A 20,792-nucleotide genomic window follows, 5' to 3' on the forward strand; every position below is an offset into this window, starting at 1 on the left:
TTTACTATGGACGAATTTAAAATGGACGGTCTTGAACTGCCTGAAACGGGAGAGACCTATGACGATCTCCCCGACGCATCGGAAGGACTTGAGGAAACAGCACCCGAGGCTCCCCGTCCCTCCGACAGCATGGACAATTTTGATGATATCGCTATGCCCGTACTCAGCGAAATGGACGGCTCGGAGGTGACTGCTCCCGCAGATAAGCAGGAAGAGAAAGCAGTTTCACTCGATAAGCCGTCTGAACCCAAACCCATGTTTGAGGATATGTCCGCTCCCGCAAGACCTCAGAACACACAGCAGTCCTCCTCTTCGGGACGGAGTACATATCAGAGCACATCAAGCTCATATCAAAGTACCTCGGGGTCATATCAGAGCTCTTATCAGAGCACTTCCGGAAGAACGACCTCCTCTATGGACGATCTCTATACTGCACGTATGGCAGTAGACCCCGAAAAATACGAAAAGGGAAAGAAAAAGACCAAGGTAGTTGCAGGCGTAGGTATTGCCCTTTATGGATACAACACTCTTTACTATCTTCTTTCGCTGATAGGCGGCGGAAAGCTGACTGTCCTGCTGGATCTCGGTATCTCGGGCTTTCTTCTTTATATGTTCATCAGGTTCTTTATCGGCAGCAACACCGCCAAGGAATCTCTTGCCTGGTGGATAGGCATTGACGTTGTATTCAACATCATCGGCTTGTTTTCAGCCGGAATCCTTACTGTAGGTTTGAGCGGAGTAGGATTAGGGATCATCGGCGTAATAGCGATAGTGATGGGCTTTATCACTCTTGTGGCAAGGTGCGTTATGCTCTATTTCCTTGTTCTCGATGATGACATTTCCGAATACAGCAAGAACAAGCAATAACCCGGATATCAAACTCATATGATATAAATTTCTTTATTTTGCAAAGGACTGATAATTTTGGAAAGATACGATCATGCCGCCATTGAAGCAAAATGGCAGAAATACTGGGAGGAGAACGAGACCTTCAAGACCGATGTATGGGATTTTTCAAAGCCCAAATATTACGTTCTTGATATGTTCCCCTACCCTTCGGGCGTAGGTCTTCACGCAGGACACCCCGAGGGCTACACCGCTACCGACATTGTTTCCCGAATGAAGAGAATGCAGGGCTACAATGTGCTCCACCCCATGGGCTATGACTCCTTCGGTCTCCCCGCAGAGCAGTATGCGGTGACCACGGGCAACCACCCCAACGGCTTTACCCAGGAGAACATCAAGACCTTTTCAAAGCAGCTTAAAGAGCTGGGCTTTGACTATGACTGGTCAAAGATGGTAGCGACCTCCGATCCCAAATTCTACAAGTGGACCCAGTGGATCTTCAAGCAGCTTTATCTTGACGGCTATGCCAAGTATGCAGATATGCCCGTTAACTGGTGCGAGGAGCTGGGAACCGTTCTTTCCAACGATGAGGTCATTGACGGAAAATCAGAGCGCGGCGGCTATCCCGTTGTAAGAAAGAATATGAAGCAGTGGGTCATCGACCAGCCCGCCTTTGCAGAAAAGCTTCTCGAGGGTCTTGACGAGATAGACTGGCCCGAGTCCACAAAGGCTATGCAGCGCAACTGGATAGGCAAATCCACAGGCGTTGAGGTCAAGTTTGACATTGTGGGCGGCGGCGATTTCAGCATCTACACCACCTGTATCGAGACCATCTACGGCATTACCTTTATGGTACTTGCTCCCGACGGCGACATCGTAAAAACTCTTATGCCCCGCATAACCAATAAGGAAGAGGTCCAGGCATACATCGACGAGACTCTCAAGAAAAACGATATGGACCGCACCGAGCTCAACAAGACCAAATCGGGCTGCGAGCTTAAAGGCGTTACCTGCATAAATCCCGTAAACGGCAAGGAAGTCAGAATGTTCATCGGCGATTTCGTTCTTGCAAGCTACGGCACAGGCGCAGTTATGGCTGTTCCCTCTCACGACCAGAGAGATTTTGAGTATGCCGTTGCGCATAACATCGATATGATACAGGTGATCGACGGCGATGAGAAGCTGGGTCATGTTGACGTGTCCGAAAAGGCATTTGAAAAGGGAGATTATCTGGGCAAGGGCTACAAGCTCATCAATTCCGAGGAATTTACGGGTCTTACCGTTGAAGAGGCAAAGGAAGCCATCACCTGCAAGCTTGAAAAAATGGGCGTTGCAAAGCGCACCACAAACTATCATTTCAGAGAATGGATATTTGCCCGTCAGCGTTACTGGGGCGAGCCTGTTCCCGTTGTTCACACCGAAAACGGCGAGATACACGTCCTTGACGATGAAGAGCTTCCCCTCATTCTCCCCGAGCTGGAGGACTACAAGGGCAAAAACGGCAAGGCACCTCTGGAAAATGCTGAAGAATGGAAAAAGTATGACAAAAACGGCGTAAAGGGCACAAGAGAGACCTCCACAATGCCCGGCTCCGCAGGCTCAAGCTGGTACTATTTCAGATATATCGACCCCGATAACGACAAGGTATTTGCAGACCCCGAGCTTTTAAAGCACTGGATGCCCGTTGACCTGTACATCGGCGGTCCCGAGCACGCAGTAGGTCATCTTATGTACTCCCGTATCTGGAACAGATACCTCTATGATAAGGGTCTTGCACCCACAAAGGAACCCTTCAAGAAGCTTGTTCACCAGGGAATGATCCTTGGCGAAAACGGCATAAAGATGGGCAAGAGATATCCCGAATTTGTAGTTAATCCCAGCGATATCGTAAGAGATTACGGTGCCGATACCCTTAGACTTTATGAGATGTTCATGGGTCCCCTTGAGGTATCAAAGCCCTGGAGCAGCTCGGGAGTTGAGGGCGCAAAGAAGTTCATCACAAGAGTATGGAATTTCTTCACCGAACCTGCAAATCTCACTGAGGACAATGACGGCACACTCACAAGAGTTTACCACCAGACCGTCAAGAAGGTCACCGATGATTTCGAGGCACTCGCCTTCAACACCGCCATAAGCCAGCTCATGATATTTATGAACGCGGCTTACAAGGCAGGAAAATGCCCCAGAGAATACGCCGAGGGCATCATCAAGCTGCTTTCTCCCGTAACTCCTCACGTCTGCGAAGAAATGTGGAGCATTCTCGGTCACGACAAGACCATTGCATACGAGTCCTGGCCCGTTTATGACGAAAAGGAGCTTGAGGTGGATACCATCGAGATAGCTGTTCAGGTAAACGGCAAGCTCAGAGGCAAGATATCTGTAGGCGTTGACGAGGAGCAGGAGTCCGCGCTCGCAAAGGCAAAGGCTCACCCCGATGTAAAGTCATTCATCGATGGCAAGACCATAGTTAAGGAAATTTATGTCAAGGGCAGGATAGTAAATATCGTTGCGAAGTAATTTCCACCGTTTCTTGTAAATATGCACAAAAAAATCATCAAAAATTCGTCTTGGTTTTTTGTGCAAACACTTGACAAATACGTAAGATATATAGTATAATGTTATAGTTATATCGTATATAATCCTCTGCCAAAGGGCAAAGGGAGGGAACAAAATTGGCTGAAATTCACGTTGGAAAGAACGAGACCTTAGAGACTGCTCTTAAGCGTTTTAAGAGAAGCTGTGCTAAGGACGGCGTTATCGCTGAGGTTCGTAAAAGAGAACACTACGAGAAGCCTTCCGTAAAGCGCAAGAAGAAGTCTGAGGCTGCTCGTAAGCGTAAGTATTAATCGTTAATATGTTAATAGTATCGCTTTGTACAGAGCGGCGGCAGCCATATAACTGCCGCCGCTTTTTTCTTTAAAGAAGGAGCGTGTTTATGCTGTTTACACCCACAAGAGCATATAAGAGCATACTGTGCGTGACTCCCGAAATACTTCGTGAAATGGGAGTGACCGCCCTTATCCTGGATATCGACAACACAATGACCACCCATAACGATCCCACTCCCCTTGAGGGGCTTTTCGACTGGCTGGACGATATGCGGAAAAACAACATAAAAATGATGATAGTCTCAAACAATCACGTGCCCCGCGTCACTCCCTTTGCGGAGCTTTTAGGGCTTGATTTCATTCCCGAAGGCGCAAAGCCCCTGCCCATCGGATATAAAAAAGCCGCAGAAAAGCTTGGCGTGCCCAAAAGTGAAATATGCACCATCGGAGACCAGCTTTTTACGGATATCCTGGGCGCAAAGCTTTTCGGCATAAAATCCATTCTCGTCCCCCCTATCGAGCCCGAGAAAACCGTATTTTTCAAAATAAAAAGAGCGGCAGAAAAGCCCTTTCTGCCGAAAAAATATTTATAAAAGGAAGGATAAATATGAGCGCAATATTCGGTCCCGCAGGAAGCGCAGAAAGCTTCAAAGCAATGGGATATAAAAAGTCCACACAGCTGCCCGAATACTTAAAAAAATTCGGTCTTACCCATTTTGAATACCAGTGCGGACAGGGCGTAAGAGTATCCGAGGACTCCGCAAGGGAAATTGGCGAAGCCTTTAAAAACGCGGGAATGACTCTGTCTCTCCATGCTCCATACTTCATCTCCCTCTCGGGCACAGACGAGGAAAAGAGACTGGGTTCCATAAACTACATACTCGCCTCCGCAAAGGCTGCAAAGGCAATGGGAGCCCGGAGGATAGTTATCCACAGCGGCTCCTGCGCAAAATTATCCCGTGAGGAGGCACTCCTGCTTGCCAAGGACACAATGAAAAGAGCAAGGCAGGCACTTATCTCCGAGGGGCTTGAGGACATTATCTGCTGCCCCGAAACCATGGGCAAGGTAAATCAGCTGGGCACCCTCGAGGAAGTCATCGAGATATGCAAGATTGACGACAGCTTCATTCCCACCGTTGATTTCGGACATTTGAACGCCCGCACCTTCGGCGGCATAAAAACCAAGCAGGATTATGCCGAAATGCTGGACAAGCTTGAAAACGGACTGGGCATCGACAGAGCAAGAGTTTTCCACAGCCATTTTTCAAAGATAATGTTCACCGAAAAGGGCGGCGAGAAAATGCACCTCACCTTCGGCGACAACCAAGGCTTCGGACCCGACTATGAGCCGCTTATGGAGCTTATCGCAGAGCGTGACTGGTCGCCCACCTTCATCTGCGAGAGCGCAGGCACCCAGACCGAGGACGCAAAGGCAATGATGGACTATTATAACAGCGTGAAAAAATAAAAAACAGCATTGACGAGCCATGACCCGTCAATGCTGTTTCTATTTTCATTATTTCGCTTCAACAAGAGTATAAAGTCCCGTATCATCGCCGCTTATCTCAATGCCCTTAGCCTCGAAAAGTTCGGAAACGGTAACAAACTCGTAACCCTGCGCCTGAAGCTCGGGGATAATAGTTTTGAGCGCCTCGACTGTTTTTGAATTGCCCTGCATATCGTGAAGAAGGACGATAGTGCCGTCCTTGACCTGCTTCAGAGTTCGCTCGGCTCTCTCCTCGGCGGAAACGCTGTCCTCCCAGTCATTGCAGCCTGCGCCGCAGATAAAGGGCATATCGATAGCGTCATACATCGTGGGATTTACCGCAATGAAGGGCGGACGGAAAAACTTAGTGTCCTCACCCGTGATCGCCTTTACCTTTTCGCGGACAAAATCTATCTCCGCAGCAATGTCCTCGGCAGACATTTTGGTCATATCCGAATGAGTTTTCGAATGGTTATCGATCTCGCAGCCCATATCATAAGCGCGCTTAACGACCTTTTCGGTGCTTTCGGTAATGTTGTTGCCCACAAGGAAGAACGAACCACGCACACCGTATTCCTCCAGAACGTCCAGCACCTGAACGGTGGTGGTAATGTTGGGACCGTCATCAAATGTAAGAGCCACCAGGGGCTTTCCCAGAGCCTTGTAATCCACTTTTGTAACCTCACTTTCAGTAGTTTGAACCTCCGAACTTACGGTATCGGAAGTGACCTCTGTATTTTTTTCCTCCGCAGGTGCATCTGTGCAGGCGCATACAAGAGAGGCAACCAGTGCCATAAAAGCAGCAAAAGCTTTTTTCATAACATCTCTCCTTTAATTCCTTTTTAAGTTATAATAATTATACCATAAAAAACAAGATGTGTCAAAGCATTTTTGTGCATTTTCTGCACATTTTTTGCGCCTTTTTCATTCGGCAAACTGACTGTTGTAAAGTGTGGCATAGAAGCCGCCCTTTGCAAGAAGGGACTCGTGGTCTCCCTGCTCGATGATATGTCCCTCTTTCATAACAAGTATCACGTCCGCCTCTCTTATGGTGGAAAGACGGTGAGCAACAATAAAGCTTGTGCGTCCCTCCATAAGACGGGCAAATGCCTGCTGTATCTTTATCTCCGTTCGGGTGTCGATGGAAGATGTAGCCTCGTCCAGAATGAGCATAGGGGGCAGGCAGAGCATTACGCGGGCAATGCACAGAAGCTGCTTCTGACCCTGTGAAAGACTTCCGCCGTCCTCCCCTATCACCGTGTCATAGCCCTGGGGGAGACGCTTGATAAAGCCGTGAGCATGGGAAGCCTTTGCCGCGGCGATTATCTCCTCGTCTGTGGCGTCGGGCTTGCCCATAGCGATGTTTTCCCTGACAGTTCCCGCCCTGAGCCATGTTTCCTGCAATACCATTCCGTAATTTTTTCTCAGACTGCTCCTTGTCATATCCCTGATGTCAATGTCCTCCACCTTAACAGCACCACTGTTTACATCGTAAAATCTCATGAGCAGATTTATGACCGTAGTCTTTCCGCAGCCCGTGGGTCCCACAATTGCCACCCTCTGACCGGGACTTACCTTCAGATCCAAGTCCTCGATAAGCTTCTTTTCGGGAACATAGGAGAAATACACATTCTCAAGCGAAACGCTGCCCTTGGGGTCACAAAGCACAACAGCATTTTCCTTTTCGGGGGTCTGGGGCTCCTCCTCAATAAGCTGAAAAAGTCTCGAAGCGCAGGCAAGAGCGTTCTGCAGCTCTGTGATAACTCCCGATATCTCATTAAAGGGCTTGGTGTACTGATTTGCATAGGACAGGAAAACCGACAGCTGACCCACCGTAAAGGGCACCGCCGCTCCAACCGTAGCCACGCAGGTAAGAGCACCCGTAAGCGCCACCGCCGCATATACCACATTGTTTACAAATCTGGTGGAGGGGTTTGTGATGGAGGAAAAGAAGGTTGCTCTCAGGGAGCATTTAAAAAGCCTGTCGTTTATCTCGTCAAACTTTTTCAAGGTCTCCTCTTCCCTGCCGAATGCCTGAACTATCTTCTGACCGCCTATCATCTCATCGATAAATGCAGTCTGCTCCCCTCTCGTCTCCGACTGCAAACGGAACATATCATAGGTTTTCTTTGCGATAAATCGTGCAATAAACAGGGAAAGGGGCGTGAGCACTACCACCGCAAGAGTTATCTTCCAGCTTATAAGCAGCATGAAAATAAGGGTGGCAAGGATAGTCACAACGCCTGTGAAAAGCTGTGTAAAGCCCATGAGCAGACCGTCCGCAAACTGGTCTGCATCAGCGATTATCCGGTTGACCGTCTCTCCCACGGGGTGAACGTCAAGGTAGCTTAGTGGAAGTCTCTCAAGCTTTCTGAAAGCCTCGTTTCTCACGTCCCGCACCACATGATAGGTTATCCTGTTGTTGACGGTGTTCATTATCCATTGAACAACAGCCGTAATTCCCACCACAACAGCTATCTTGAGCAGGATATCGCCAATGCCCGCAAGGTCAACATTCCCCTCGCCGACGATAAGGTCAATGGCATTTCCCGCAAGTATGGGAACGTAGAGCGTAAGCCCCACGGTCGCCGCCGCCGTTATCACCGATATGACGATAAGCGGAATGTACCGCCTTACATAAACAAAAACCTTTTTGAGAGCGCCCTTGGGGGCTTTTGCTTTTTTATCCGCCACTCAGACCGCCTCCTTTTTGAACTGGGAATTGTAGATCTCTCTGTAAACCTCGCAGCTTTCAAGAAGCTCGGCGTGAGTGCCGATGCCAACCGCATTTCCGTCATCAAGAACGATTATCTTGTCAGCGTGCTGAATGGAGGAAGTCCTTTGGGAAACGATAAACACCGCAGGTGAATAGTCAAGCTCCCTGAGCGATCTTCTGAGAGCCGCGTCGGTGGCGAAATCCAGAGCCGAAGCACTGTCATCGAGAATGAGTATCTCGGGCTTTCTCACCAGCGCTCTTGCAATGGTGAGTCTCTGTCGCTGACCGCCCGAAAGGTTCTTGCCGCCCTGCTCGATCTCACAGTCAAGACCGCCCTTTGCCTTGATAACGTCAAGCGCCTGAGCCGCCTTGATCGCCTCCATAATATCATCATCCGAAGCATTTGAGTTGCCCCAGAGCATATTTTCACGAATTGTGCCCTTGAAAAGCACCGCCTTCTGAGGAACAACGCCGATTTTGCTCCTGAGTTCCGAAACGGGCATATCCTTCACATTAATGCCGTCAACCAGCACCTCGCCCCGACTCACATCGTAAAATCTGGGGATAAGGTTTACAAGGGAGGATTTTCCCGAGCCTGTGCCGCCGATAATTCCCACAGTCTCCCCCTTTTTCACCGAAAAATCGATGTCCGAAAGGGAGTCGTCACCCGCATTTTTGTACCGCAGATAAGCGTGACGGAACTCTGCCGCATTGTCGCTTTCCTTCGCGCCCTTCTCGCCGTCACAAACGGAGGGCTTCATCTCAAGAGCCGCCTGGATACGGTTTCCGCAGGCAATGCTTTTTGTAATGTTGATGATAAGATTTGCAAGCTTTATAAGCTCAACAAGAATCTGTGACATATAATTGTAAAGGGCAACCACCGCACCCTGTGTGATAATTCCCTGACTTACGCTGACAGCACCCCTGTTTATGAGGAAAATTATGCCCAGATTTATGATGATGTAGGTCACGGGGTTCATAAGAGCGGAAATTCGTCCCACAAATTCCTGGGAACGGGTAAGCTCGGCGTTTCTGGAAACAAAGCGCTCCGTCTCCTCGTCCTCCTTGCAGAACGCACGTATAACGCGCACACCGGTAAGATTTTCCCTTGTAACGCCCGTAACGCCGTCAAGCTTCTGCTGCACCTTTTTGTAAAGGGGAATTGAGCAGAGCATTATGGCGAATACCACAATGAGAAGCAGTACGGTCACATAAACGAATATCATCGCCGCACGGGCGTTTATGGTGAATGCCATTATCATTGCGCCGAAAACCACGAAGGGCGAGCGCAGAAGCAGTCTCAGGGTGAGATTTACGCCGTTTTGCACCTGATTCATATCGCTGGTCATACGGGTCACCATTGTGGAGGTGCCAAGCTCGTCCAGCTCGGAATAGGACAGGCTCTGGATATGCTCAAAAAGCACATGGCGAAGCTTTGCCGTAAAGCCCACCGAAGCCTTTGCGGCAAAATACTGCGCCGTAATGGAAAACGCCAGCCCCACAAAGCCGAGAAGCACCAGCACAAGGCACATTTTCACGATGTACGCCCTGTCGCCCATTGCGATACCGTTATCGATGACCGCCGCCACCACCAGCGGCACAAAAAGCTCAAGCAAAGCCTCAAGCAGCTTGAAAAGCGGTCCCAGAATGCTTTCCTTGATGTAAGCCTTCATGTAAACAAGAAGCTTTTTCAATCCCATCTCTCCTTAGAAAAAATTTTTCACATACAGAATTATTATACCATATCGGGAGAAAATGTTTAATTCTAATTTGTTAAATTTATTGGCAATATTATTATGTGTAATTTCCATTTTATGTTAAGACCCGCCTGCAAAAAATTTTTTTCTGAGACCTCTTGACAAATATGGAAATATGTGTTATGATAATGATATCAAAATGATATCATTTCAAATCAAACCCAATTCTGACGTATCATAAAGGGAGGAAATTTTTATGAGCAAGAAGATCACAGGCAAAATTGAGGAAAAGGAGCTGAATGCTCCCAACGGTCTGGCAATCGCATTTTTATTCATAATTCTTTACATCGCTGCTGTCGTGGGCATCATTCCCGCGGGAATGGACCTGGACAGCGACGCTCCCACCTTCGGCGCTCCGCTGATGGTGCTCTGCGTGCTGTGGCTTTGTGTGGGCTGGATACCGTTTATGGGCATAAAGGTAATTCGTCCAAACGAAGCTCTCGTACTTACACTTTTCGGAAAATACACAGGCACTCTCAAAAAGGATGGCATTTTCTTTGTAAACCCCTTTTCATCGGCTGTCAATCCCGCAGCTGCCGAGCTTGCTTCACAGTCAGGCGTTCAGGTCTCTGCGGACGGAAAAACAGAGGTCAAATCGGCTTCCGTTTCCAAAAAGCTCTCTCTCAAGGCGATGACCCTCAACAACAGAAAGCAGAAGATAAACGACAGGGACGGAAATCCCGTTGAGGTGAGCATTGTGGTCATCTGGAAGATAGCAAACACTGCAAAAGCTGTTTTCAATGTTGACAACTTCCAGGAGTACATTTCAATTCAGGCGGACTCCACTCTCAGAGATGTGGCAAGCCTTTATCCCTATGATGTTGGAAATGACGGCGGCAAGTCCCTCAGGGGCTCCTCTGCCGAGGTTGCGGAAAATCTCAAGGCTGAGCTTCAGAACAGAGTTGCAGACGCAGGTCTGGAAGTCATTGAGGCTCGCATAACCCACCTTGCATACGCTCCCGAGATAGCTGCGGCAATGCTCCAGAGACAGCAGGCGGCTGCTATCATCGAGGCAAGACAGAAAATAGTTGACGGTGCTGTGGGCATGGTCGAAATGGCTCTCGAGCGCATTACCGAGAACAATGTATGCGACCTTGACGATGAGAGAAAGGCTCAGATGGTATCAAATCTGCTGGTCGTTCTCTGCGGCAACAAGGACGCTCAGCCTATTGTAAACAGCGGTTCCATATATTGATAAAAACAAGTCTTCTGTCTCCCCGCCAAGGCAGGGAGACAGAAATAACCACATATTCAGAGGTGACAGTTTATGTTCTCAGATACTATAATAGCTTCAATGATAATATGCGGCTTGCTTTGCATTATCATTCCCATCGCGGCAATGATAATTTACAAGAAGAAAAACAAGGACGTGAGAATTTCCTCGTTCTTCATCGGCGCAGCGGTCTTTTTCCTGTTCGCTCTCGTGCTTGAGCAGATAATGCATTATTTTATGCTGCCCATTGTAAGCGGAAGCACTGTTACTTATGTGATATACGGAGTTCTTGCCGCAGGTATTTTCGAGGAGACGGGCAGATTTGCCGCTTTCAAAACGGTGATGAAAAATCGGAATGACCCGAAGGATGCCGTTATGTTCGGACTGGGTCACGGCGGTCTCGAAGCCGTGATCCTTGCGGGTGTCTTACTGCTCAGCTATGCGGCTACGGCAATAATGACCAATAAGATGGGACTTGAGACAATGGTCTCCATGTCCTCGGGCGGAAATGCCGAGACCGCCGAGCTTGTCCGCGCACAGCTTGAAACAATGGCGTCTGTGGGAACGGGCATGATATGGATCAATGTTTTAGAGCGAATTATCGCTATGACCTTCCACACGGCTATGTCGGTAATGGTTTTCGAGAGCGCAAGGGTCAAGGGCAAGGGGTACTTATACCCTGTTTGTATCCTTTTCCATGCACTTCTGGACGTTGCTCCCGCACTCTATCAGAGACAGGCGATACCTATGCCTGCGGTTTATATCTTTATGACATTATTTACGGCGGCGGCGGTTTATTTTGCCGTTAAGTCGTACAAGAGGACCAGGGCGGTCTGTGCCGGGGAGGAGACGTCTTGAAAGGCAGGATATGCAGGATAATTCTCGGTATCTCTGCCGCCGTTTTTACCGCTCTCGTCATTGCTTTGCACAGCAGATCAGAGCTTTGTATCGGGGCGGCGGTGGTCGTCTGCGTGAATTTCATTCTGACAGCAATGCTGAAATTCGGTTTCGGGCTTGCCGCAGAAAACGGATACAAGAACACGGCAAAGCTTGACAGGATACTTTCGGTATCAAGCATTGTTCTGCTTATTCTCAGCATTCCCCTGTTTCTTGTTCCTCTATTTTACGAAAGCATTTCCGATAGGCTGTTTGCGGTTTATGTAAACATTATCGGGGTCACACTGCTGATTTCCATTCTTATAGCCGACAAGAAAAAATAATAAACGGAGGTGAAGCGTTTGGCTGAAAATGATAAGGCAAAGGGCAAAAAGCAGGTCCCCCTCAGGCTGTCCGCTTCCCTTTACGATGAGCTTGCAAAATGGGCTGAGGACGATTTCCGCTCCATCAACGGGCAGATAGAATATCTGCTTACGGAATGCGTCAAAAAGCGCAAAAAAGCCGCTCCCAAAAAGCGCAACGGAAATGTTCCTCCAAATGAAGCTCCCGAGCTGAATGAGCCCTTTATTTTCACATACTCCGACGGTCACACTAAAGAGTTTGAAAATGTGAAAGCCTTTCTTGATTATGTCATAAACGGCGGGGACAATGCGGCGGACGAGACACCCGAAAATGAGGAAAAGCCCCAAAATTAAAATATCATTAAACAGATTAGAAGATGTTTATCCCGCTTGAATATCTCTTTTCCCTGTGATATACTCATAATCAGAGAAAGGACAGGGATAAATTATGTTTAAGTTTATTGTATTTTTTTCGGAGCAGATATTCGTACCCGTTACTATGATCGTTCTGGGGCTTCTGATGATAAAGCGCACACCCGCTGCCGAAAGCGGATTAGGCTACAGGACAAGGCGGTCCCTTTCTTCGGAAAGGGCGTGGCTTGCGGCTCATTATACATTGGGAGGCTTCTGGCTCGTTTCGGGAATATTCACCCTTGCGGCGGCGGCTGTCGTTACGGCTTGTCTCGGCTCTTCGGGCGGCATTTCCTAAAACTGTGCAGATAATTTCATCTACGGACAGTGGGCTGTTCAGTACGCTTTATGCGCAGGGGCTTTTCCTGTGACGGAGCTTGCTCTGAAGAAGATATGCGAAGAGGAGACGGTGGGCTGAGCCGAATTATTTCAAGAGGTGCATTTTTATGTTTGAGATAATTTTCACTTCGCTTTTTATGCTTTTACTTCCGCTGACGATGGTGATATGCGGCGGGTGTTTTTTAAGATCCCCACCCGAGCCCGAAAGCGGCATAGGCTACAGGACAAGGCGGTCTATGACATCTGCCGAGACCTGGCTTGCGGCTCACAGGATATGCGGCAGGTTGTGGCTTATTTCGGGCATCGTCACGCTTATCATTGCCCTTATCGGCGGCGTTTTTGCGGTGGTAACGGGTATGGAGGCGGACGGACGGCTTTACAATGTCATGCTCATTGAAGAGGCGGTGCAGCTTGCTTTATTGCTTGGGGCGATCCCTGTGACGGAGAGCAGGCTCAAAAAGATGTTTCATATTTGATATTTTTTAGATTTATCATTGACATTCTATAAATAACGTGGTAAGATATAAATGCATTTATATTATCATAAAACAGGAGGGTTTTAAATTGGCTGACGTATTAAAGGCAGAGGGTCTGTCTAAATCCTACAAAAAGGGCGTTATGGCGGTCAAGGACGTGAGCTTTACTGTGGGCGAGGGAGAAATTTTCGCTCTTATCGGTCCCAACGGCGCAGGCAAGACCTCGACTATAAGAATGATATCCACCCTTATCAAGCCCACAGGCGGCGACGCTTTCGTGGACGGTCACAGCATTATCACCGAGCCCGACAAGGTAAGGCAGGCTATTACATATCTCCCCGACGAGGCAGGCGCATACAAGACTATGACGGGTATGGACTACCTTTACTTTATGGCGGGGCTTTTTTCCGCCGACAAGGACGAGATAGACAAGTTTGTGAACAGGGCTGTGAATATGTGCGGTCTGGGCGACAGGCTGGAGGAAAAGATAGGCGGCTACTCAAGAGGTATGATAAGAAAGCTGCTCCTTTCCCGCGCTGTTATGACCCGACCCAAGCTTGCCATTCTGGACGAGGCTACCTCGGGTCTTGACGTTATCAACGCTCTTGACATCAGAAAGACAATAAAAAAGCTTTCCGCAGAAGAGGGTATGAGCTTCCTTCTTTCTTCCCACAATATGCTGGAGATAGAGTACGTTTCCGACAGGGTGGGCATTATGGCTCACGGCGAGCTTATGGTCACGGGTACCATTGACGAGCTGAAATCACGTTACAGTGCCGCTAATCTTGAGGAAGTTTTTGAAAGGGTGGTGCAGACAGATGAAATTAGGTAATCTGCTCAAAAAAGAGATAAAGGAGCTGCTTACTCCCCAGGCGATCTTCTCTATGGTATTCACCTGCGTTCTGCTCATTGTTATGGGCAAGGTAATGGGCGGCGCCATGGACGAGGCTCTCAACAATTCAAGCGTTAACATTGCAAATCTCGACAGCTCGGAATTTACCGAGGAAATGATAAAGACACTCCCCGATTACGGCGCTGACCCCACGGTGGTCACACTTGAGTCTGAGGATTATGAGAGCGAGATGAAAAAGCTTGATATCAAAAATCTCGTTATTATCCCCGCAGGCTTCGGCGACAGCGTGGTAAACGGCTCGGAGGCGGCAGGCGTTGACTGCGTCAGCATTGTGACAGGCGGCGGCGTTACCACGTCTATGCAGAATATGTCCGCTTCAAGCCTTACCGCTTCCATTTCAAGCTATGTAAGAGATTACATAGAGACTCAGAAAATGGGTATGACCGAAAGCGAAAAGGAGCTTCTTGCGGAGCCTGTTGTGACGGTTGAATACACTACCGCCAACGGCAAGTCTGTTCAGGTTTCGGCGGATATGCTTATGGGCGTGCTTATGAGCCAGTCTATGATAGCTCCCTTTGCGGTATTCTTCCTTATCCTTATGGCTTCCCAGATGATAATGACCGCTATTTCTACAGAAAAGATAGACAAAACTCTGGAAACTCTTATGTCCGCTCCCGTTTCAAGGCTTACGGTGCTGTCGGCTAAGATGATATCCGCTGTTATTGTGGCGCTTCTTAATGCAGGAGCTATGATAATCGGTTTTGCTTTCTATATGCAGAGCATGATGGGCGGCGCTGCTGCTGAGCTTGAGGAGGGCGCTGCCGCAAATACCGCAGGCATTACTTCGGGTGCTGAGGCTATGGCAAGCCTGGGACTTACTCTCGGTATCGGCGATATCCTTATTTTCGGTCTTGACCTGTTCCTTACCATCGCTATCGGTCTGTCGGTGTCCCTTATCCTGGGCGCTATGGCTACGGACACAAAGTCCGTTCAGACTCTGGTAATGCCCATTATGATGGCGACCATGATACCCTTCTTCGTTACTATGTTTACGGACGTTAATTCTATGTCTCCCCTGCTCAAGGTCATTATGTACATCATTCCCTTTACTCACACCTACACCGCTATGACTAACCTGATGTTCGGTCAGACGGCGCTGGTTATCGGAGGACTGATCTATCAGGCTGTTTTCTTTGCGGTTTGTATGTACCTGGCGGTGAAGATGTTTACCTCCGACCTGCTGTTTACTATGAATTTCTCCGCGGACAGCGGCAGAAAGAAAAGCTTACTCAAGGGTGCGGCTAAATGATCTTTCACGATTACAAGCCAAAAATGCAGAAAAATCCTCTGCTTATCGGCACGGCGGTCTTTTCCGCCGCCGCTGCTGCGGGACTGTGGTATTTCAGGGAAGAACTGGAACTGTCAATTCCCGATATGCTTATGCTTTCGGGCGGCGCTCTGCTTATAGTGCTGCTGACAGTAAGGGATATTTTGAAAAAAATGGAAAATTTCCGAACTTCTCTGGAACTAAAAAAACAGAGGGACGATATGGAATATGAGGACTTTTCCGACAGCAGCATCTTTTTCAAATAATCGGAAATCCTCACCCTTGCTGTATATTCGGACGGATACCGAACATAATACTTCTGTAACGGGGAAGAAGCTTTCCCGTGGAAAGGAAGTATTACTATGTTTAATCAGAACCAGAATAACAACCGTCAGCAGAATAATCAGCAGAACAACCAGCAGAACCAGCAGAACCAGCAGAACCAGCAGAACCGTCAGCAGAACGAACAGAAGAAAAATCAGCAGAACGGTCAGAACTGCAGGGACAACCGCTCCGAAAGATAATAGCTCTGCTTATTGCTGCAATGCGCTGTATTTCATTTTTATGAGATACGGCGCTTTTTTTGTTATGTAATTCAGCCAAATTTTGATTACAAATCGTTACACTATTTTTACTTTCAGCCGAAAACTGCGGTTTTTAGGGCAATTTTAACGAATTAACCCTTCTATCTTTTAATCTTATTATCTCATTGTCACGTTGACATTGAGCGAGTTTTGTAGTATAATTTACAGTGTATCATCAGAATTGAAAATTATGCCCTGTGATATGTAAGCATGGCATATAAAATTTTCCCGAAAGGAAGTCGGTTATGGAAGCGGACGGGAGTCGGTTTATTTTTTCGAACGAGAAGGAGCTTGTCATCGCTCTTGCAGTTTGTGCCGTTCTTACGTTAATAAGGCTGTTTTACGGCTGCGCCGAGGCGGCGGCGGACGAGCTTGGCGAGGGCAGGATAAAAAGCTATGAGGAGGAAAGCGGCGGAAAGCACACTCTTTTCACCCTTTTTAAAAATCAGCGGAGATTTTTCGCTGTGTTCTCCGTTCACAAGCTTTTAAATTCACTGCTGGCGGGAGCAATTTTCGCTTTTTCCTTTGCTAAGCCCCTTGTTATCGGGGCGGGAGACGGTAATGCTCCTGTTGTATGGCTCATTATTGCTCTGAGCTTTCTGATAACTGCGCTTATACTGAGATTTTTCGGCAGCGACCTGCCAAGGATACTTATGAGAGGCGATACCGCTGAGAAATTTGCGGCGTCCTCAGCGGGGGCAGTCAGACTGCTGTATTACCTGTTATCCCCCATTACCGAGCTTTCGGCGGCGGTCTCCTCCCTTTTCGGCAGAAATCAGGGAGATGAGGACTCTGTCACCGAGGAAGAAATTCTTATGATGGTGGACGCCGGAAACGAAACGGGCACTATCGAATCCTCCGAAAAGGAAATGATAAACAACGTTTTTGAGTTTCACGAGCTTACCGTAAGCGATGTTATGACCCACCGCACCGATATTGTGGCGGTGAGCGCTGACGCTGAGATATCCGAGGTGGTCTATACCGCCATCAAAAGCGGTTTCTCGCGTATCCCCGTTTACAGGGACAGCGTTGACCACATCGAGGGTATGATACACGTGAAGGACCTTTTATGCCTTATCGGTACGGAGTCCTCTCAGGGCGTTTCGGCAAGCAGATTTCTCAGAGACGCCGAATTTGTTCCCGAAAGCTGTATGTGCGACGACCTTTTTAAGATGTTCACCGAAAAAAAGCTGCAGATAGCTGTGGCGGTGGACGAGTACGGCGGCACGGCAGGTCTTGTTACCATGGAGGACCTTGTGGAATCCATTGTGGGAAGTATTCAGGACGAATATGACAACGAGACCGAGGATATCTCAAAAATATCCGATGATACCTACACCGTTAAGGGCACTGCCGACCCTGCCGATGTTATGGAAGCTCTCGGAGAGCCGCTCCCCGAGGACTGCCGTTATGACACTATGAGCGGCTTTATCACCGACCTCCTGGGACGTATCCCCGAGGACGGCGAGACCCCCTCCGTATGCTACAAGAACATCGAATTTACCGTTCTGCTTACCGAGGATATGAGAATTGTCAGAATTAAAGCTGTAATAAAACACAAAGATGATGAAAAGGAGTTACCAGAAGATGAAGACAACAAACAGTAAAAGAATTTCCGCTGCCATCGCCTGCGTTCTTTCCCTTACGCTGATCGCATCGGGCTGTCAGAAAACTGCGGAGGACGGCAGCTCTATCCCCGAGATAGAGACCACCGCTGCTCCCGAGACTGAGGCTGTCTCGGAAACTACCGCTCCCGAGACCACCACCGTTCCCGAGACCACTACCGAGGAAACCACCACTTCCGAGGAAACTTCCGCGACAGAGGAGACCACAGAGACCTCCGAGACTTCCGAGACCTCGGAAACCTCCGAAACCGCTCAGGAATGGTCCGAGACTGAGCTCTCGGGCACTATGTACGTTACCGAGAACTGCTACTCCAGAGAGAAGGCTATTATCGGCTCCACTCCCATTTCCCAGCACTATGTGGGCGACACGGTCGAGGTAACTGCTCTTACCGATACAGGCTACTACAAGCTTGCCGAGGGCGGCTTTATCCACTCGGATTACCTTTCCGACGAGAAGCCTGCCGAGACTGCGGCAACTACTACTGCGGCTCCCGAGACCACTGCTGCTGTGGAGGAGACCACCACTGCCGCTGAGAATACCGGCTCCGATAACGGAAATTCTGACTCGGGCAGCAGCAACAAGGACACAGGAAGCTTCGGTGACGCTATCGAGACCCCGGGCTACAATGTCAAGTCCTCCTCAAGATACGCTTACAAGCAGCTCACCGCTGACGAGCAGACACTTTACAACAGATATGTCAATGCTGTAAAGACACTTAACAGCGTTGTTGAGTTACCCTCGGGAATGACCTCGGAACAGGCTGTAAAGGTATACACCATCGTTTATGACTCCGAGCCTCAGCTCTTCTGGATGGGCAACACCATTTCCGCCGGCTCTTCCTTTGCCACACTTTCCTTCAAGACCACTGACAGAAGCGAGATCAAGGCTATGCAGTCCGAGATCGAGTCTGCTGCTTCGTCTATCCTTTCTAAGGCTAAGAATTACAGCGGCACAGTTTCAAAGCTCAAGGTCTTCTTCGACTCCATCGTTCTCCAGGGCGAGTTCAGCAAGTCTGAGTCGGGCTACAACTGCTCCATTTACAACGGTCTTACCGCAAAGGGTCCTATTCAGTGCGCAGGCTATGCAAAGACTATGCAGTATCTGTGCGATATGGCGGGCATTGAGTCCTGCGTTGTAAGAGGCTCCGACAAGGACGGCAACTCCCACGCATGGAACGTTGTTTACTGCGAAAACGGTTATTACAATCTGGACACCACCTGGGGCGACCCCATCAACAGCTTCGGCTCAAGCTACGTTCAGTATGAGTTCTTCCTCGTTCCCGACTCCTGGATACATAACATCACTCACTTCAACGTAAGCACTCTGCTCAGAAGCAGCGGCTCTATCAAGCTTTACGATCCCCCTGCCTGCACTAAGGAAGCCTGCAACTACTTCGCTGCTTACAACAAGCTTTATGACACCAAGGCTGACGCTGAGGCTGCTATGTATGCCGCTATCGATGAAGCTATCGCAAACGGTAAGAACGTTGCTGAGATAAGAGTTACCTCCAAGTCCGTTTATGACACTCTTATGAGCGACGATTATTTCAAGATCTTCCAGAAGTACGCCAAGAGCAAGTCCTCCTCCGTTAAGCAGATACAGAGACAGCGCTCCTTTACAGGCGGCGTTCAGGTCGTTCACTACGATATCGTTTATAATTGATAAAACATAAAAATATAAAGCGGCAGCCGTTTTTACGGCACGCCGATATTTAAAGGAAAGGAACATTACGAAAATGAAGAAAAGAATTTCCGCTGTTTGTGCGGCTCTCCTCCTTACTGCTTCTATGTTTTCAGGCTGCGGCAAGAAAACGGATGATACACCTGCGGAGGAAACTTCCATTAACATCATTCAGGACGGCACAGAAGCTCCTGCTGCCGAGGGTCAGGACGGCTCTGTGACCGTGACCACCTCCTTTGTTGACCCGGGCGCAAATATCGATTTCGGCGGCTCAGAGACCGCTCCCGAAGTTGTTACCGAAGCTGACACAGGTCTCCCCGAAAATCACGAGGATATCGTCAGCATGATCGAGGGCGGCATTGTTACCGAAAAGAAGCCCGTTCTGACCGAGTATAATGTGGACTTCAAGACCCGCTACGGCTACAACACTTTAAACGACCAGGAAAAGGCTCTTTATGCAGATATCCTTGAGGCTGTAAAGTCCGTTAAAACCAAGGTCAAGGTGGACGACAGCGTTACCAATGAGATGTGGATAAAGGTTTACGGCTGCCTCTATATGCAGGAGCCTCAGCTCTTCTGGCTCACCTCCAAAAAGGTCGTTAAGGGCAAGCTGTGGTACTGGGAGACTGACCCCGAGATAATCGCTTCCATGCAGAAGGAAATTGACGCCAAGGTATCCGATGTTCTGGCTCAGGCTCAGGGCAAGGACACCTACGGCAAGCTCAAGGTATTCCATGACTACATCACCCTCAACAACAACTTCGTCAAGGAAGAGGGCTTCAATCAGACTATTTACGGCGGTTTTGTCAAGGGCACCATACAGTGCGAGGGCTATGCAAAGACCATGCAGTACCTCTGCGATATGTCGGGCATCGAATCTATGGTCGTTGTAGGCAGCAATGAGGCAAATGACACCCACGCATGGAACGTTGTCAAGGTAGACGGTGAATGGTACAACATCGACTGCACCTGGGACGACCCCATTCTTTCCGAGGTGGACGAGACAAATGTAAGATACAGATACTTCCTGGTACCCGACGAGTGGATACACAACAAGTCCCACTTTAACATCAACAAAAAGATATCGGGCACTCAGCTTACTTATTTCACTCCTCCTGCCTGCACCTCTACAAAGATGAATTACTTCAACGTTACAAATCAGGTTTATTCCGACAAGGCTTCCGCTGATTCCGCTCTCAAGGAAAAGCTCAAGTCCACCGCTGCAAGCAAGATGAGAGCCGCTGAGATACGCGTATCCGACAAGAGCGTTTATGACGCTATTACCGCTGATCTCAAGGATTACGCTTCCTGGATAAAGAGCGAAAATTCCTCCGTTACCTCTGTGGCTTCTAACTGCGACCCCAATACTCTCGTTATCGAGCTTGATCTTATTTACTGATTTTTTTCGGAGC

At 48.7% G+C, this 20,792-nt stretch carries 20 protein-coding genes and 1 pseudogene; 18 read left to right on the forward strand and 3 right to left on the reverse strand.

Features of this window, described 5'->3' with window-relative positions:
- Nucleotides 1–6 precede the first annotated feature (6 nt).
- The 5 genes from ACI4J0_RS04285 (at nt 7) to ACI4J0_RS04305 (ending at nt 5,142) form a co-directional block, all read left to right on the forward strand.
- A complete protein-coding gene (locus ACI4J0_RS04285) occupies nt 7–867 on the forward strand; it encodes a hypothetical protein (RefSeq protein WP_439764578.1) in 861 nt (286 codons plus the stop codon).
- 57 nt (nt 868–924) lie between these two features.
- Nucleotides 925–3,363, forward strand: coding sequence for a leucine--tRNA ligase (leuS, locus tag ACI4J0_RS04290; protein WP_439764579.1), 2,439 nt, complete (start codon nt 925–927; stop codon nt 3,361–3,363).
- 155 nt (nt 3,364–3,518) lie between these two features.
- A complete protein-coding gene (gene rpsU, locus ACI4J0_RS04295; RefSeq protein ID WP_022474864.1) occupies nt 3,519–3,692 on the forward strand; it encodes a 30S ribosomal protein S21 in 174 nt (57 codons plus the stop codon).
- A gap of 89 nt (nt 3,693–3,781) precedes the next feature.
- Nucleotides 3,782–4,267 (forward strand): YqeG family HAD IIIA-type phosphatase, encoded by a 486-nt coding sequence (locus ACI4J0_RS04300; protein ID WP_439764580.1) that lies wholly within the window; start codon nt 3,782–3,784, stop codon nt 4,265–4,267.
- 14 nt (nt 4,268–4,281) lie between these two features.
- Entirely contained in the window at nt 4,282–5,142 is an 861-nt protein-coding gene (locus ACI4J0_RS04305; RefSeq protein ID WP_439764581.1) for a TIM barrel protein, read from the forward strand.
- A 48-nt stretch (nt 5,143–5,190) separates the two neighbouring features.
- On the opposite strand, the gene ACI4J0_RS04310 is transcribed toward ACI4J0_RS04305, so the two are convergent.
- The 3 genes from ACI4J0_RS04310 to ACI4J0_RS04320 all read right to left on the reverse strand — a co-directional run bounded on the left by ACI4J0_RS04310 (nt 5,191) and on the right by ACI4J0_RS04320 (nt 9,570).
- The gene (locus tag ACI4J0_RS04310; RefSeq protein ID WP_439764582.1) at nt 5,191–5,979 is read right to left on the reverse strand and encodes a polysaccharide deacetylase family protein; all 789 of its coding nucleotides are present in this window, start codon (nt 5,977–5,979) and stop codon (nt 5,191–5,193) included.
- 105 nt (nt 5,980–6,084) lie between these two features.
- Entirely contained in the window at nt 6,085–7,854 is a 1,770-nt protein-coding gene (locus ACI4J0_RS04315) for an ABC transporter ATP-binding protein (protein WP_439764583.1), read from the reverse strand.
- A complete protein-coding gene (locus ACI4J0_RS04320; protein ID WP_439764584.1) occupies nt 7,855–9,570 on the reverse strand; it encodes an ABC transporter ATP-binding protein in 1,716 nt (571 codons plus the stop codon).
- Nucleotides 9,571–9,829: 259 nt separating this feature from the next.
- On the opposite strand from ACI4J0_RS04320, the gene ACI4J0_RS04325 reads away from it, so the two are divergent.
- The 13 genes and pseudogenes from ACI4J0_RS04325 to ACI4J0_RS04385 all read left to right on the forward strand — a co-directional run bounded on the left by ACI4J0_RS04325 (nt 9,830) and on the right by ACI4J0_RS04385 (nt 20,779).
- Nucleotides 9,830–10,828: an SPFH domain-containing protein gene (locus tag ACI4J0_RS04325; protein WP_439764585.1), complete on the forward strand. Its 999-nt coding sequence runs from the start codon at nt 9,830–9,832 to the stop codon at nt 10,826–10,828.
- Between the two features lie 72 nt (nt 10,829–10,900).
- Nucleotides 10,901–11,704 (forward strand): YhfC family intramembrane metalloprotease, encoded by an 804-nt coding sequence (locus ACI4J0_RS04330; protein WP_439764586.1) that lies wholly within the window; start codon nt 10,901–10,903, stop codon nt 11,702–11,704.
- Entirely contained in the window at nt 11,701–12,066 is a 366-nt protein-coding gene (locus ACI4J0_RS04335) for a hypothetical protein (protein ID WP_439764587.1), read from the forward strand. The genes ACI4J0_RS04330 and ACI4J0_RS04335 overlap by 4 nt, the downstream gene beginning before the upstream one ends.
- Nucleotides 12,067–12,084: 18 nt before the next feature.
- A pseudogene (locus ACI4J0_RS04340) lies at nt 12,085–12,243 on the forward strand (Arc family DNA-binding protein); the annotation flags it as partial.
- A 289-nt stretch (nt 12,244–12,532) separates the two neighbouring features.
- On the forward strand, nt 12,533–12,793 hold the full coding sequence (locus ACI4J0_RS04345) for an SdpI family protein (RefSeq protein ID WP_439764588.1): 261 nt from the start codon (nt 12,533–12,535) through the stop codon (nt 12,791–12,793).
- A gap of 148 nt (nt 12,794–12,941) precedes the next feature.
- On the forward strand, nt 12,942–13,310 hold the full coding sequence (locus ACI4J0_RS04350) for an SdpI family protein (RefSeq protein ID WP_439764589.1): 369 nt from the start codon (nt 12,942–12,944) through the stop codon (nt 13,308–13,310).
- Between the two features lie 88 nt (nt 13,311–13,398).
- The gene (locus tag ACI4J0_RS04355) at nt 13,399–14,142 is read left to right on the forward strand and encodes an ABC transporter ATP-binding protein (protein ID WP_439764590.1); all 744 of its coding nucleotides are present in this window, start codon (nt 13,399–13,401) and stop codon (nt 14,140–14,142) included.
- Entirely contained in the window at nt 14,129–15,472 is a 1,344-nt protein-coding gene (locus ACI4J0_RS04360; RefSeq protein ID WP_439764591.1) for an ABC transporter permease, read from the forward strand. Before ACI4J0_RS04355 ends, ACI4J0_RS04360 begins: the two co-directional genes overlap by 14 nt.
- Nucleotides 15,469–15,756, forward strand: a complete 288-nt coding sequence (locus ACI4J0_RS04365; RefSeq protein ID WP_439764592.1) for a hypothetical protein — start codon at nt 15,469–15,471, stop codon at nt 15,754–15,756. Before ACI4J0_RS04360 ends, ACI4J0_RS04365 begins: the two co-directional genes overlap by 4 nt.
- A 96-nt stretch (nt 15,757–15,852) precedes the next feature.
- Nucleotides 15,853–16,014 (forward strand): hypothetical protein, encoded by a 162-nt coding sequence (locus tag ACI4J0_RS04370; RefSeq protein ID WP_439764593.1) that lies wholly within the window; start codon nt 15,853–15,855, stop codon nt 16,012–16,014.
- A 305-nt stretch (nt 16,015–16,319) separates the two neighbouring features.
- Nucleotides 16,320–17,681, forward strand: a complete 1,362-nt coding sequence (locus ACI4J0_RS04375) for a hemolysin family protein (RefSeq protein ID WP_439764594.1) — start codon at nt 16,320–16,322, stop codon at nt 17,679–17,681.
- The gene (locus ACI4J0_RS04380) at nt 17,662–19,362 is read left to right on the forward strand and encodes a transglutaminase domain-containing protein (protein WP_439764595.1); all 1,701 of its coding nucleotides are present in this window, start codon (nt 17,662–17,664) and stop codon (nt 19,360–19,362) included. Before ACI4J0_RS04375 ends, ACI4J0_RS04380 begins: the two co-directional genes overlap by 20 nt.
- A gap of 73 nt (nt 19,363–19,435) precedes the next feature.
- Nucleotides 19,436–20,779, forward strand: coding sequence for a transglutaminase domain-containing protein (locus tag ACI4J0_RS04385; RefSeq protein ID WP_439764596.1), 1,344 nt, complete (start codon nt 19,436–19,438; stop codon nt 20,777–20,779).
- The last annotated feature ends 13 nt before the right edge of the window (nt 20,780–20,792 follow it).

Origin of the sequence: Huintestinicola sp. (genome assembly GCF_051882455.1) — a bacterium.
GTDB lineage: Bacteria > Bacillota > Clostridia > Oscillospirales > Ruminococcaceae > Huintestinicola.